Annotated in this window: 12 protein-coding genes; 8 read left to right on the top strand and 4 right to left on the bottom strand. The window is 66.5% G+C overall.

Translation table 11 applies throughout. The annotated features are described in order from the left end of the window. The first annotated feature begins 122 nt into the window (after positions 1-122). The 3 genes from pta to KUW00_RS12155 are packed head-to-tail and all read left to right on the top strand — an operon-like array spanning position 123 to position 2,713. Entirely contained in the window at positions 123-1,130 is a 1,008-nt protein-coding gene (gene pta / locus KUW00_RS12165; protein WP_222569197.1) for a phosphate acetyltransferase, read from the top strand. Positions 1,131-1,157: 27 nt separating this feature from the next. Then, entirely contained in the window at positions 1,158-1,946 is a 789-nt protein-coding gene (locus KUW00_RS12160) for a TSUP family transporter (RefSeq protein WP_205254722.1), read from the top strand. Between the two features lie 38 nt (positions 1,947-1,984). Further along, positions 1,985-2,713: an aspartate/glutamate racemase family protein gene (locus tag KUW00_RS12155; protein WP_124802470.1), complete on the top strand. Its 729-nt coding sequence runs from the start codon at positions 1,985-1,987 to the stop codon at positions 2,711-2,713. Here the strand turns inward: KUW00_RS12155 and KUW00_RS12150 are convergent. Continuing rightward, the gene (locus KUW00_RS12150; protein ID WP_052704284.1) at positions 2,703-3,635 is read right to left on the bottom strand and encodes a LysR family transcriptional regulator; all 933 of its coding nucleotides are present in this window, start codon (positions 3,633-3,635) and stop codon (positions 2,703-2,705) included. The two genes, KUW00_RS12155 and KUW00_RS12150, sit on opposite strands and share 11 nt — an antisense overlap. Positions 3,636-3,777: 142 nt before the next feature. Here KUW00_RS12150 and KUW00_RS12145 point away from each other — a divergent pair, with 142 nt between their 5' ends. Next, the gene (locus KUW00_RS12145; RefSeq protein ID WP_197037056.1) at positions 3,778-5,190 is read left to right on the top strand and encodes a sodium:solute symporter; all 1,413 of its coding nucleotides are present in this window, start codon (positions 3,778-3,780) and stop codon (positions 5,188-5,190) included. Between the two features lie 189 nt (positions 5,191-5,379). Next, positions 5,380-6,633: an NAD(P)/FAD-dependent oxidoreductase gene (locus KUW00_RS12140; protein WP_045991938.1), complete on the top strand. Its 1,254-nt coding sequence runs from the start codon at positions 5,380-5,382 to the stop codon at positions 6,631-6,633. Here the strand turns inward: KUW00_RS12140 and KUW00_RS12135 are convergent. After that, positions 6,630-8,375, bottom strand: a complete 1,746-nt coding sequence (locus tag KUW00_RS12135) for a cobaltochelatase CobT-related protein (protein ID WP_222569196.1) — start codon at positions 8,373-8,375, stop codon at positions 6,630-6,632. The genes KUW00_RS12140 and KUW00_RS12135 overlap by 4 nt on opposite strands. Then, a complete protein-coding gene (locus KUW00_RS12130; protein ID WP_222569195.1) occupies positions 8,372-9,421 on the bottom strand; it encodes an AAA family ATPase in 1,050 nt (349 codons plus the stop codon). The genes KUW00_RS12135 and KUW00_RS12130 overlap by 4 nt, the downstream gene beginning before the upstream one ends. 248 nt (positions 9,422-9,669) lie before the next feature. On the opposite strand from KUW00_RS12130, the gene thiO reads away from it, so the two are divergent. The 3 genes from thiO to KUW00_RS12115 all read left to right on the top strand — a co-directional run bounded on the left by thiO (position 9,670) and on the right by KUW00_RS12115 (position 12,878). After that, positions 9,670-10,884 (top strand): glycine oxidase ThiO, encoded by a 1,215-nt coding sequence (thiO, locus tag KUW00_RS12125; RefSeq protein ID WP_222569194.1) that lies wholly within the window; start codon positions 9,670-9,672, stop codon positions 10,882-10,884. 119 nt (positions 10,885-11,003) lie between these two features. After that, positions 11,004-11,396 carry a nuclear transport factor 2 family protein gene (locus KUW00_RS12120; RefSeq protein WP_045991941.1) on the top strand — a complete coding sequence of 131 codons (393 nt, stop codon included), beginning with the start codon at positions 11,004-11,006 and terminating at the stop codon, positions 11,394-11,396. A 33-nt stretch (positions 11,397-11,429) separates the two neighbouring features. Beyond that, complete coding sequence (locus tag KUW00_RS12115) at positions 11,430-12,878, top strand: NAD(P)/FAD-dependent oxidoreductase (protein ID WP_222569193.1); 1,449 nt, start codon at positions 11,430-11,432, stop codon at positions 12,876-12,878. 102 nt (positions 12,879-12,980) lie between these two features. On the opposite strand, the gene KUW00_RS12110 is transcribed toward KUW00_RS12115, so the two are convergent. Next, complete coding sequence (locus tag KUW00_RS12110; protein WP_108131561.1) at positions 12,981-13,883, bottom strand: LysR family transcriptional regulator; 903 nt, start codon at positions 13,881-13,883, stop codon at positions 12,981-12,983. Positions 13,884-13,969 lie beyond the last annotated feature (86 nt).

The following is a 13,969-nucleotide window of genomic DNA, read 5'->3' as shown; positions in this document are numbered from 1 at the left end:
ACGACATTGCCCTGGCCTGGTGCCAGGGCTTTTTTCATTCGCCAGAGGGTGGTAAAGAGCCCCGGCCGAGTGAAGGGATGGGCGGAGTCTCCGATAACAATGACCCCGGGAGAGCTGTTCCGATGAAAGCGCTCAATCATATACGCGACCTGGCCCGCCAGGACCCCAGACGTATCGTGCTGTGCGAGGGCGACGATGCGCGGGTGCTCAAGGCAGGACTGGCGGCAAGCCAGGCCGGCTATGCCCGCATCTTGCTGGTGGGGGAGCGTCAGGCGATCGACGCCCGCGCCGAGGCCGAAGGGCTCGAGATTGGGGCGATCGAGCTGATCGATCCCGCCGACTCCGAGCACACCGATCGCCTGGCAATGCTCCTGCTGGAACTGCGCGGGCCCAAGGGCATGACGGCCGAGGACGCCGCCCAGCGGGTACGTGAGCCGCTGATCTTTGCCAACCTGATGGTCCGCGACGGCCTGGCCGATGGCTGTGTGGCCGGGGCGGTGCACACCACCGCCGACGTCGTCCGCGCCGCCATCCAGTTGATCGGCAAGGCGCCAGGGGCGAGCCTGGTGTCGAGCTTCTTTCTGATGATGTTGTGCAAGGAGTTCCATAGCCTGAAGGGAGGCATGATCTTCTCTGACTGCGGGCTGGTGGTGGACCCCGATGCCGAGGCGCTGTCGCAGATCGCCATGGCCGCCGCCGACAGCGCCGAGGCGCTGCTCGACGAACCGGCACGGGTGGCGATGCTGTCGTTCTCCACCAGCGGCAGCGCTCATCACGCCTCGGTGGACAAGGTCGTGGAGGCGGCGCGCAAGGTCAAGAACGCGCGCCCGGGCCTGGCCATCGACGAGGACGTGCAGCTCGACGCCGCCATCGTCGCCGAGATCGCCGAGCGCAAGCTGCCGGACTCCAGGGTCAAGGGCAACGCCAATGTGCTGATCTTCCCGGACCTTGAGGCTGGCAATATCGGCTACAAGCTGGCCGAGCGGATCGGCGGCGCCGAGGCTATCGGTCCGCTGCTGCAGGGCCTGGCGCGGCCTGCCAATGACCTCTCGCGGGGCTGCAGCGAAGAGGATATCGTCAACGTGATCGCCGTCACCACGGTCCAGGCCCAGCGCCTGTCGGTGGCGTAACATTCATCTGGCCGGCCGGGAGGGAAGATGACACTGGTACCCGAGGGAATGGAGCTGTCTGGCCTTTTGGCGGTGATACTGATCACCGTTCTGGCAGGCTACCTGCACACGGTGTCCGGGTTCGGTATCGGCATGATCATCATCGGCGTGGCCAGTGGCTTCGAGCTGGTCAGCGTCGCCACCCTGGTGGCGGTGGTCAGTCTGGTGACCCTGGTCAACAGCGCCGTGGCCCTGCCCGGCAAGCTGCATCATCTCGACCGGCGCCACCTGCTGGCACTGGGGCTCGGCATCGTGCCGTCCATCGGCCTCGGGGTGTGGGCGCTGAACTGGCTGAGCGTCAGCGCCGAGGCGCTGTTGATGCTGATGCTGGGGGCGCTGGTGTTCTACGGCGGGCTCAGCGTGGGCTTGCGGCCGCGCCCACGCGCGGCCGTATCGTCCTCGGCAGGCTTCGCCGCGAATGGCGTCATGACCGGCCTTCTGGCCGGAATGTTCGGCATGCCGGGGCCGCCGGTCATCTACCACTGCTATCGCCAGCCGCTGCCCACCGAGACCATCCGGCTATTGCTGATCGCCTGCTTCGCCATGACCTCGGGGGTGCGCACCCTGTATGTCGGCGCCGCCGGCGGGCTCGATGCCCAGGTCTGGCTGCTGGCGTTGTGGACCCTGCCGGCGGTGGCGCTGGCCACCTGGGCCGGACGCCGCTATCCGCCGCCCTGCAGCGCCGTGCTATTGAGACGAGTGGCCATGCTGACGCTGATGGTGATAGGCGTGGGGCTGATGCTCGACGGCAGCCTGGCGCTGTGGACCAGGGCGTGAGGTTCGCACAGATACTACAACGGAACAGGAGTTTGCCCGTGAGAGTCGCCATGGAAGAGGCACCGCTTGGGGTGCTGTGTCTGGATTCTTCCTTTACCAAGCCGCTTGGTCATCTGCGCAACCCCGACACCTTTCGCCACCCGATACGCTACGAGGTGCTGCAGGGCATCGATATTCCCCGCCTGCTGCATGCACCCGGGGATGAGCTGGGCGCGCTGCTGGTGGACCGCGCCAGGCGTCTGGAGCGTGAGGGGGTGTGTGCCATCGCCGGGAGCTGTGGCTTCATGGCGCGCTATCAGGAACGGGTCGCGGCCGCGGTGACGGTGCCGGTGGTATTGTCCAGCCTGACCCTGCTGCCGTGGCTCGCCAGCGTGCACGGTGGCACAGGACGGATCGGCGTGCTGACCGCAGACGCGGGGGCGCTCAAGCGCGCCCACTTCGTCGGCGCTGGCTGGCAAGGGCCTCTGCCGGTGGTGCAGGGGCTCGAAGACGGTGATGAGTTTCGTCAGGTGATCCTGGAAGGTCGACGCGATGACCTGGATCTCGCCGCCATGGCGCAGGAGCTGGCACAGGCAACCCGAAGACTGAAAGCGCAAGCGCCGCTGGACGCGGTAGTGCTGGAGTGTACCGACCTGAGCGCTTTCGTGGAGGTGGTGCGACGGGAGGCGGGCTGCCCGGTCTACGATATTGTGCCGGCACTCGAGCTGATCCTTCGCTCCGCTGCCGGCAGGCAGCAATCGGCGCCGGACCCGCTCGTCACGGGCTGAGCGGCGACAGCGCGCGCCGGTGCCAGGTGTCGAGTCCCTTTTCCAGATAGGGCAGAAACCGCTGGCACTGGCGCGAACTGGTGTGAAAGCGCGAAGTGATCACGGCGATATCGAGGTCGATGGCGGGAACGAAGGGCAGGATCGCCACGGCGCAGTCGCGACGCATCAGAAAGCTCCAGGCCGAGACCGGGTCCACCAGGGCATGGCCGATGCCGGCATTGACCAGGCTGATGGCGGAAGGGAACAGGTGGGTTTCGGCGGCGATCTGCCAGTCGGCGCCGGCCTGTCTGAGCGCCTGCTTCAACTTGAGTGTGCTCTGGTGGTGCTCGTCCAGGGTCACCAGGGCCTTGCCGTCAAGATCCGCCGCCTCTACCTGAGCAAGGCCCGCCAGCGGGCTGTGGCGCGGTACCGCCAGGTGCATGCGCAGGGACAGGTGGCGGGCATCGAGGTCGTTAAGGTCATCCTGGCGTTCGATCACGCCGACATCGAACTGGCCCTCGGCCACCCAGTCCCGGATCTTGCGCGAGCTGAAGGTCTGCAACGACAGCCGGGTATCGGGATAGTCGGCCAGGTACTCGGCCATGATCCCGGGCATGGCGGTGGGCGAGAGCCCCGGCATGCAGCCCAGGATCAGCTTGCCCGCGCGGCCCTGGCGCAGGCCATCGGCGAGTTCGTCCAGATGTGATACCGACGCCAGTACCTTGTCGACCCCCTCCATCAGATAGCGGGCCTCGGGGGTCAGCTCGGTGCCGTAGTTGTTGCGGCGAAACAGCAAGAACCCCACCTCCTGCTCGAGATTGGCGATGGCCGAACTGACCGCCGGCTGGCTGAGTTCCAGACGACGGGCGGCCTTCGACAGGCTGCCGGTGTGCACAACCTCACGAAATATCTGGAGCTGGCGAAGCTGGTGACGAACCTTCATGGGCGTCCCTCCGGGCGCCCTCGGGAAGTGAGCGAGCGCCTCTAAATTATATTTATGGTTTCATAGTTATCTCAAAGTTGTCTTTATGGCAATGGCGGTCGATGCTGAAACCACCCCCAACAACCATAACGAGGGTAGTTTCATGAATCCCATCGACCTCGGCGGTCTGCTTCTGTATTTCGCGATACTGATCTACATCGGCTATCGCAGCGCCAAGAAGGTCTCCGGCAGCGCGGACTTTGCGGTGGCCGGCAACAAGATCATCTGGCCGGTGCTGTTCGCCACCCTGGCGGCTTCCTTCCTCGGCGGCGGCGCCTCCATGGGGCGTGCCGGCAAGTCCTTCGACGAAGGCTACGCCTTCATGGTCGCCGCCTCGGCCTTCCCCCTGGCCACGGTACTGGCGGGTCTGTTCATCGCCCCCCGGCTCAAGCGCTACGTCAACGCCCAGACCGTAGGCGACATCATGGCGCAGCACTTCGGTGCCAGCGCGCGACTGTTCACCGGCATCTTTTCGCTGGTGTTCTGCATCGGCATCCTCGGCGCCCAGGCCCTGGCGGTGGGCACCGTGTTCCACGCCATCCTCGGTATCGAGGTCTCCACCGGCATCCTGATCGGCATGGCGGTGGTGCTGTTGTATTCCACCGTGGGTGGCATGTGGGCGGTGATCCAGACCGACGTGGTGCAGTTTCTGATGCTGGCGGTGTTCCTGCCGGTGACTATGCTGATCGGCATCCATGATCTGGGCGGCCCCCAGGCGCTGGTGGAGCGGTTGCCCGAGGGCCACTTCAGCCTGATGGGCGACTATTCGGTGGGCATGTTCCTGTCTATCTTCATCGCCTTTCTGCTCGGCGAGACCCTGGTGCCGCCCTACACCCAGCGCGCCCTGTCGGCCCCTGACTCGCGCCACGCTCGTATCGGCTATTCGGTGGCCGGCGGCTTCGGCTTCCTGTTCTATCTGGTCAGCGCCACCATCGGGCTGGTCGCGCTGGTGCTCTATCCGACCATCTCGCCCGACCAGGCGATGCCGACCCTGATCCGCGACGCCCTGCCGGTGGGCATCACCGGACTGGTGCTGGCCTCGCTCCTGGCCGTGGTGATGTCCACCGCCGACTCCTACCTCAACTCGGCGGCGGTGATCTTCGTCGGTGACATCTACAAACCCTTTATCGAGCCTGACGTCAGCGAGAAGAAGCGGCTGTGGATCGAGCGACTGGTCAACCTGCTGATTGGCCTCGGCGCGGTGGTCTTCGCCCTCTACGCCACCTCGATCATCGATGCGCTGCTGCTCAGCTACGCGCTGTGGGCGCCGACCATTCTGCTGCCCTTCGTGTTCGCGGTGCTGTTCGATCTGCGCTGCACCCGCTCGGCGGTCGCCGCCATGCTCGCCGGCGCCCTGGTGACCATCCTGTGGAAGTGGGGGCCCTTCGACCTGCAGGCGGCGACTGGTCTGACCGCGCTGATCGCCGGCGTCATCGCCAATGTGCTGGTGTTTGTACTGGTCTACCGACTGTTCCGCTCGGTCCCCGACGCCCCTGTCGCCGCCAAGGCTCAGTGAAGGAGATTCCCATGACTCTGTACGCTCTTGCTCTGTATACCGTCAGTGCTGTCAGCATCCTCACCGCGGTGGGGGTGGGTATCGCCTCCTGGCGCTTCTATCGCGACAACTGAACCCCACGATATCGCCCACAAGACGCGGCTGGCCCCAAGCACGGGCCGGCCGCCCTCGTCCAACAGGAGACAGTGCATGAATACCATCGCCGTCGTGGGTGCCGGCATCGTCGGGCTGGCCGTGGCGCGTTCGCTGGCGGGACGTGGCCACCGGGTACAGCTTTTTGACCCGGGCCCGCCGGGGGAGGGCACCTCCTTCGGCAACGCCGGCCTGATCGCCAACTACGCCACCTCGCCCATGGCCAGTATCGATACCTTGAGGCAACTGCCTGGAGAGCTGTGTCGGCGTGACGCCTCGCTGTCTGTTGACCCTCGCTATCTGGCCCGCCTGGCGGGCTTTGGTCCGCGCTTTCTCAAGGCGGCGACGCCGTCGCGTTTCGCCCGCCACAAGTCGGATCTGGTGGCGCTGATTCAGGATGCGGTCAAGGCTCAGCACGCGTTGCTGGAGTCGCTCGAGGCGCCGGATCTGTACGCCGACACCGGCTGTCTGCAACTCGCCCGCCAAGGCGACCCGCTGGCCGCGACCCTGGAGGCGTCGGCCCGTGCCAAGCGGGCCGATGGGGTGGCCTGTGAGGCGCTTACGGCGCAGGAGGTGCGCGATCTGGAACCCACGATCCATCCCGCGGATCTCGTCGGCGGCCTGTACTTCCCCGAGACGCGCCACCTCAAGGATTCCCTGGCGGTGAGCCGAGCCCTGTGGCAGCGCCTGGCAGGCGAGGGCGTGGTGCAGCATGGTGCCCGCATCAGGGGGTTGGTGCCGCTGGCCGCGGGGGGCTGGCGCCTGATCGGTGAGAAGGGCGAGAACGGCGAGTCCCGTGAGTACCAGGCCGACCAGGTCGTGCTGTGCGCGGGCATCGCCAATGATGCCCTGCTCAAGTCGCTCGGCGTGTCGCTGCCGGTGGTGAGCGAGCGCGGCTACCACGTGCGGCTTGAAACGCCGCTTTCGCTGTCGCGCCCGGTGGGCTGGCTGGCCCGCCACTTCTATGCCACCCCCATGCATGGCGGCGTTCGCCTGGCGGGCACCACCGAGTTTACCGCTCCTGACCGCGCCGCCGACGAGCGCCGCTGGGAAAGGCTCAAGGGCTGGGGGGAAGCGCTGTTCGGACGGCCCCTGAGCCTGGCGGAGCGCTGGATGGGCGTGCGCCACTCGACACCGGACGGCCTGCCGGTGGTAGGGCAGGTAACGGGCAGAAAAGGGCTCTTCGTGGCCTACGGCCACGGCCACCTGGGGCTGACCCAGTCCGCCCACACCGGCGAATTGATCGCGGCCATGATCCACGGCGAAGCCCTGCCTGACTACGTCGCCAGCTTGTCCCCTGCCCGGTTCTAGTAGCGACGCCTCGACAACATCAGCTCCACCACTTCGTCGAGCAGGGCGTTGTCGAGGGTCTGGTCCAGGGCGATGACCCGGTGGCGGGCGTAGTAGGGACTCAGGTCCAGGCCGACGCCGAGGCCGATGATATCGATGGGGCCGGGGCGACGGCCGTTGCCACCACCGAAGGTCGCGACCACCGAGCGCAGGTGGTTGTCGAGGTAGTGGCGGTCGTTGGCCAGGTTGGTGGCGCTGTCCGAGGGACTGCCGTCGGAGATCACCACCAGCAGGCGGCGATTGACGTCTGCCGCCATCAGGCGCTGGCAGGCCCACTCGACCGCTTCACCGTCGATCCCTTCCTTGTACAGGTCAGCCTTGAGCAGGGCGGCGAAGCGCTTTCGCGCGCGTCGCCACGGCTGCTGGGCGTCCTTGAAGATCAGGTGACGGGCCTCGTTGAGCCGTCCCGGTGCGGCGGGGCGCCCGGCCTTGAGCCAGTCGCGCTGGGCTCGGCCACCGTTCCAGGCGGCGGTGGTGAAGCCCAGCACTTCGCTGTCGACGCCGGCCATGTCCAGCGCCCGGGTCAACAGCTCGACCAGCATGGCGATGGACTCGCCGTGGGCCTTCATCGAGCCGGAGCAGTCGATCAGCAGGGTCACCTGGGCATCGCTGACCGGACGGTAGCGCTCGCGCCGAAAGACGCGCCGCTCCTGAGGGGAGGAGACGATCTGGGACAGCCGGCGGCCGTCGATGACGCCGCTTTCCTCGCCGTCCTGCCAGCCATCGCGATCGGCCACCGACAGGTGGCGACGAAACTGACGGGCCAGACGACGCACATTGACCTTCTGAGCGTGCAGGCGCTCGTCCAGGCGCGCCCGATACTCTTCCAACTGGGCCTGACGCACCAGGCTGTCGGCCTCGCGCTCGCTGTCATAGGCGCTGGTGAAGGCGCGATAACGATGGGCGCCGTCGGCCAGGGTGCGGCTCTGGCCGGTGGCGGCCAGGGGGACCTCGTCGTCGAGCTCGTCCTCGCTGTCGAGCAGCAGTGCCAGCGCCCGGCGTGGGTCCTTGGCTTCGTCCTCGCGCTCGCCCTGGGGCTCGTAGCCTTCGAGCTGGGCACCGATCCAGTCGGCGATGTCGCGGGCATGACGCTGGAATCCTTGCTGGTCGTGGCGCTCACGACGCAGTCCCGCCAGGGCGTGGCCCAGCGCCGGTACGATATTGGCGCGGGTCGCTTCCAGCAAGTCCTCGAATTCCTCGAGCATGGGCGCCGCCATCAACCGTGACCGGCTGATCTGGATCACGCAGAACAGCAACAGGCCCAGCGCGCTCTCGGTGAGCTGGGCGTGGTGATAGTCCAGCGACCAGCGCTCGAAGCGTGCCTTCAGGTTGCGCGCGATACCTGGAGCAGGCCCGTCCAGCAGGGCCTCGACCCGACACTGCTCGAGCCAGTCGTAGATCAGCCGCGGCTCGGGTTCCTCGGGGCGCAGGCGCTGGTGCAGCCGGTCGTCACTGAAGCGCTGGCGCAATGCCAGGGCGTCGCTGACGGCGCGATAGTCGGCGAGTGACAGGCAGTCCTCGGCGAGCTTGAGGTGAGGCGCGCGAAGGGCCACCCGGGACGTCCCTCGGTACAGCCTGCGACCGGCGTAGAACCAGTCGTGCTCGCCGGTATGGGCGCGCAGCACGGCGGCCTCCAACTCCTCCAGGTACTGCTGGCGGCGCTGGCGAGCGAGCGCAAGCGCCGCCTCGCCCGCTGCGCTCATGGCGCCTCCCCGGCGTCTTTTTTCTTGTCCGGTGGATCGCTGGCCTGTGAATCGCCGTCTGACGACGCGCTGGCCACGGACTCGCTGAGTTCGGCATCGAAGCAGCGCTGGTAGAACTCGGCGACCAATGGCCGTTCGTGCTCGTCGCACTTGTTGAGAAACGATAGCCGGAAGGCCAGCGCCGGGTCGCGGAAGATCTCGCAGTTCTCGGCCCAGGTGATGACGGTACGCGGCGACATCAGCGTCGACAGGTCGCCGTTGGCGAAGCCCTTACGGGTCAGTTCGGCCACCGCCACCATGGCGTCGATGTGGCGACGGCCACGCTCGTTGTCCTTGCTCGGCACCCGGGCGAGCACGATCTTCACTTCCTCGTCGCGGGGCAGGTAGTCGAGCTTGGCGACGATGTTCCAGCGGTCCACCTGGGCGTGGTTGAGCAGTTGGGTGCCTTGGTAGAGGCCGTCCTGGTTGCCCAGCCCCACGGTATTGGCGGTGGCGAACAGACGAAACATCGGATGCGGGCTGATGACCCGGTTCTGGTCGACCAGGGTGAACTGGCCGTCGCGCTCCAGAATGCGCTGGATCACGAACATCACGTCGGGACGCCCGGCGTCGTACTCATCGAAGATCAGCGCCACCGGACGCTGCAGCGACCAGGGCACGATGCCTTCCTGAAACTCGGTGACCTGGACCCCGTCGCGAATGACGATGGCGTCCTTGCCGACCAGGTCGAGGCGGCTGATATGGCCGTCCAGGTTGACCCTGACGCAGGGCCAGTTGAGGCGGGCGGCCACCTGCTCGATATGGGTCGACTTGCCGGTGCCATGCAGGCCCTGAACCATCACCCGGCGGTTGCGGGTGAAGCCGGCCAGGATCGCCAGGGTCACGTCGGGATTGAAGCGATAGGCGTCATCGATGGCCGGCACATGGTCGTCGCGCGCCTCGAACACCGGGACCTGAAGGTCGGAGTCGATGCCGAAGATTTCCCGGGCGCTGTGCCAACGCTGGGCGGGGAGGGCGTCGTCGAGCAGGGGTGAGGCGTCGGCCATGGTCGTCAATCCTGAAACGCGGTGGAAAGGTGTGTCGTCACTATAGACCTGTTTTAAAAAATAACGCAAATTGTATCGAAAAATGAGATTTTATTGATCTTGCGCCGCTGCGACGATTGGCCTGTGGCGGTGATAACGGCGGTGTCGGCGGTGTCGGCGGTGTCGGCGGTGTCGGCGGTGTCGGCGGTCGCGAGGCGGTCGTGATAGCGGCGCTGAATTGAATTGGGCAGACGAGCGAGGAGGCGAGCATGAGCGACGTAGTGGTGGTGGGCGGCGGGGTGATCGGCCTGATGAGCGCCTGGCAGTTGGCCGAAGCGGGGCTTTCGGTGACCCTGGTGGAGCGCGGGCGCTGCGCCCGGGAAGCTTCCTGGGCCGGTGGCGGTATCGTCTCGCCGCTCTACCCCTGGCGCTACAGCGCCCCGGTGTCGGCGCTGTCGGCACTATCGGAGGAGGTCTATCCCGGGCTCTGCGATGAACTCAGAGAGACCACCGGCGTCGATCCTCAGTTCAGCCGACACGGGCTTTTGTACCTGGCGGTGGAAGACGCCGACGCAGCGCGTCGCTGGGCCAGGTGCCAGGCCAAGCCGCTCGAGGACATCGACGCCGACGCCATCCGCCGGATGGAGCCGGCGTTGGCCGACACCCATTGGGTCCGCCAGGGCCAGGGCGGGCTATGGATGCCGACCCTGGGTAGTCTGCGCAACCCTCGCCTGGGCCGTGCCTTGCGTGCGCGGCTCGAACGGCATCCGGGGGTCGAGCTGCGCGAGGGCTGTGAGGTGACTGGCTTCAAGGTCGTGGCCGGGCAGATCCAGGGGGTCGTCACCGCCGCCGGTGTGCTCACCGCGTCACGGGTACTGGTATGCGGCGGCGCCTGGAGCGGTGCCCTGCTCAAGCACCTCGGGGTCGGCATGGCGGTGGCTCCGGTCAAGGGCCAGATGATGGTGCTGCGACCGGCTCCCGGCGTGCCGCGGCCGCTGTCGCGGGTGGTGCTGGCCGATGGGCGCTACCTGATTCCACGGCGCGACGGCCGCATCCTGGTGGGGTCCACCCTTGAGCATCAAGGCTTCGACAAGCGCACCACCAGCGAGGCCCGGGTGTCGCTGTATCGCAGTGCCGTGCGTCTGCTGCCGGCGCTCGCCCAGGCGTCGATCGAGCACCATTGGGCGGGCCTGCGTCCCGGCTCCCCCGGGGGGATCCCCTTTATCGGTGAGGTGCCGGGATGTCGTGGACTGCACGTCAATGCCGGGCACTTTCGCAATGGCCTGGTGCTGGCGCCGGCGGCGGCGCGGCTGGGCGTCGAGCTGATGCTGGGGCGCACCCCTTGCGTGGATCCGATCCCCTATCGCATCCAGCGCGAAGGGTCGGCTGGCCTGCCCTCTACCCCTGCGTCGTCCACCGTGTCGACCCCTGGCTCGACGTCCGAGCCGGGGCTGGCCCAATCGACGGCGGGCAACTGGTGCTAAGTGGCAGACGACCGGCCCCTATAGGCTCAAGGTGAGTCGAGGCACGCTGCGCCTCGCCACCACTTTGCTGACACAGCGTGGGCGATACCCCCGCGCTGCCAATAACAAGGAGTCTCACCATGAGCCAGCCCGACGCCCAGTTTCTCGCCGACTTCGCCGACGCCCTCAACCGTCACGATATCGATGCAGTGATGTCGATGATGACCGACGACTGCGAATTTCATGCCGTCGCAGGTCCAGATCTGCTCGGCAAGACCTTCCGTGGTCAGCAGGAGGTTCGCGCCGGCCTGCGTGCCGCCTGGGAAAACGCGCCGGACGCCCAATGGCTCGACGGCGTGCATCAGGTCGTGGGAGATCGCGGCTACAGCGAAAGCACCTATAGCGGCACCACCGCCGATGGCATGCGCTCCGAGGCGCGGATGATCGACGCCTTCACCTTCCGTGACGGCAAGATCGCGGTGAAGAACGCCTACCGCAAGCAGCGCCCCGCCACGCCGGTCAATAACGGCTGAGCGACCTCGGATACCTGACTCGGGAGCTTCGACATGCTGGATCTACAGACCCCGCTGGCCGCTTCGTCGGACGATGCCGCCCGGGCCACTCCGGCCCAGGCCCCCTATGATCCCGCCTATGATCCGTTGACCGCCAGGCAGGTCGGTACCGGCTGTGACTATGCGCCGACCTACTGGATCGCCACCGCCGGCGAGCCCCCGGCCGACGATGGCCCGATCGTGGCGGACACCGACGCCGACGTGGTGATCATCGGCTCCGGGTTCACTGGCCTTACGGCGGCGATCTTTCTGGCCGAGCGCTACGGCATCAAGGCCACGGTGCTCGAGGCCAACCGTGTCAGCTGGGGATGCAGCACCCGCAACGGCGGCCAGGCCCAATGCGCCTCGGGGCGACTCAAGCGGTCTCAGTGGATCCAGCGCTATGGCCTCGATACCGCACTCAAGTTGCACCGCGAGTGTGTCGAAGGCATGCAGACCTTCAAGTCGCTGATCGCCGATATCGACTGCGACCCGCAGCCCGGCGGGCACCTGTATATCGGCCACAAGGATAGGGTGATGCCGAGCCTGGAGAAGGAGGCACGGCTTCTGCGCGAGACCTTCGACTACGACGCTCGCATCATCGACGGCGACACCGTCAAGCGCGAGTGGGTGGGCGACAGCGAGGCGGTCGGCGCCATGCACGAGCCCGAGGGCATCGGTATCCACGCCGCCAAGCTGGCTTTCGGCTACCATCGCAAGGCGCGCGCCCTGGGGGTGAAGATCCACCCGGCGAGCCCGGTGCTTGGCTGGGAGACCCATGGCGACGTGCACCATCTGCGCACGCCAGGCGGCGTGGTCAAGGCGCGGGCGGTGGGCATGGCCACCGGCGGCTACGTCACCGGCCAGCTGAGCCCCCACCTCAAGAACCGGTTGCTGCCAATTCTGTCGAACTCCATGGTCACTCGGCCGCTGAGCGAGGCCGAGATCGAGGCCACCGGTTTCCGCACACGTCAGGTGCTGACCGACACCCGAATCCTGCGCCACTACTATCGGCTGCTGCCGGACAACCGCGTGCAGATCGGCAGTCGCAGCGCCATCAGCGGCCGCGATGCCCCCAGGGAGCGCTACGCGGCGGTGCTCAGGGGCGATCTGGAGCGCAAGTTCCCGGCGCTCGCCGGCATCGAGATCGACTACTCCTGGTGGGGCTGGGTCGACGTCAGCCATGACATGATGCCGCGCATCCATCAGCCGGACCCGAAGGAGAGCGTCTACTACGCCCTGGGCTATGGCGGCAACGGGGTGATGTACTCGGCCCAGGCCGGCAAGCGCCTGGCCCAGTGGATCGCCAGGGAGGGCAGGTCGCTGGATCTGCCGATCTTCACCTCGAAGCTGCCCTTTCCCAACCTGCGCGAACGTATCGAGTCGGAGGCCTTCGCCCCCTTCCGCCGATTCGGCCAGCGCTTCCTCTATCGCTACTACTACTTCAAGGACGAGGTGCTCTGAACCTGATCGGTCCCGTTCTGGATATGGGTAACCCTCACGACGATGCCGCGACCCTGGGGTCGCGGCTTTTCAATGTCTGCAGTGCTGCGGCGGGTGCTGCGGCTACTTCACTTCCTCCGGTGGCAGCATCTTGTCGAGACGGTCGAGAAAGGCCTGCTGAACCGCTGTCACGCCGTCTTCCCGCCAGGCCACCTCGGTGACCAGACACTCCTTCACCCCCTCCAGCGGCAGCAGGGTGACGCCCTTGCGCACATAGTTGGTGGCGCACTCCAGGTGCACAGTGACGCCGAAGTCGCAGGCGACAAAGGCAAACATGGTCTCGCTGTTGAAGGTCTCTTGGGCGACATGGGGTTCGAAGCCCGCCTGCCGACAGATCTGCTCGAGCATCTGGCGAAAGTGCAGCCACATGCTGCGGGCGCCAAGAATGAACGGCTCCCGGGCCAACTCCTCCAGCCGGATGCTCTTGCGCCCGGCCAACGGGTGGTTGTCACCGACCGCGGCGATAAAGTGATCTCGCTGGATGGGACGGGAACGCAGCCCCGGGGTCAGCACCGGGCCGGTAACGAAGCCGAAGTCCAGGCGTCCCTCGGTCAATTCGTCGAGCTGCTGGGCGGTGGAGCCGAAGCTCAGGTCGAAGTGGATGTCCGGATTCTGGCGGCGAAAGTCGTCCAATAGTGCCGGCAACTCACCGGTGATGGCGAAGTCGGTGTAGCCGATGGCCAGCCGGCCCAGTTCTCCACGGCCCGCTCGCTGCGTCTTGAGCACCGCATCATCGACCTGGCGCAGTATCTGGCGGCTCTCCTCGAGCATGATGCGTCCCGGATCGGTGAGGCGGACCTGGCGATTGTTGCGCACGAACAGCGCTTCACCGATGGCGTCCTCGAGCTGAGCGATGGTGCGACTCAGCGCCGGCTGGGCGACGTTGAGACGCTCGGCGGCGCGGCGAAAGTGCAGGCTGTCGGCCACGGCGACAAAGGCGTAAAGGTGGCGAAGCTCAATGCGCATTGATGCCTCACAGGTATCAAGTGAACGTTAAATGATATTATACGCGCAACGATGGCGTGCCTAGGCTGGAAGTGTTCGCTTCACTT

It is taken from the genome of Halomonas sp. DP5N14-9 (genome assembly GCF_019802175.1).
Lineage (GTDB): Bacteria > Pseudomonadota > Gammaproteobacteria > Pseudomonadales > Halomonadaceae > Halomonas > Halomonas litopenaei.
This window is presented reverse-complemented; position numbering and strand designations above follow the sequence as displayed.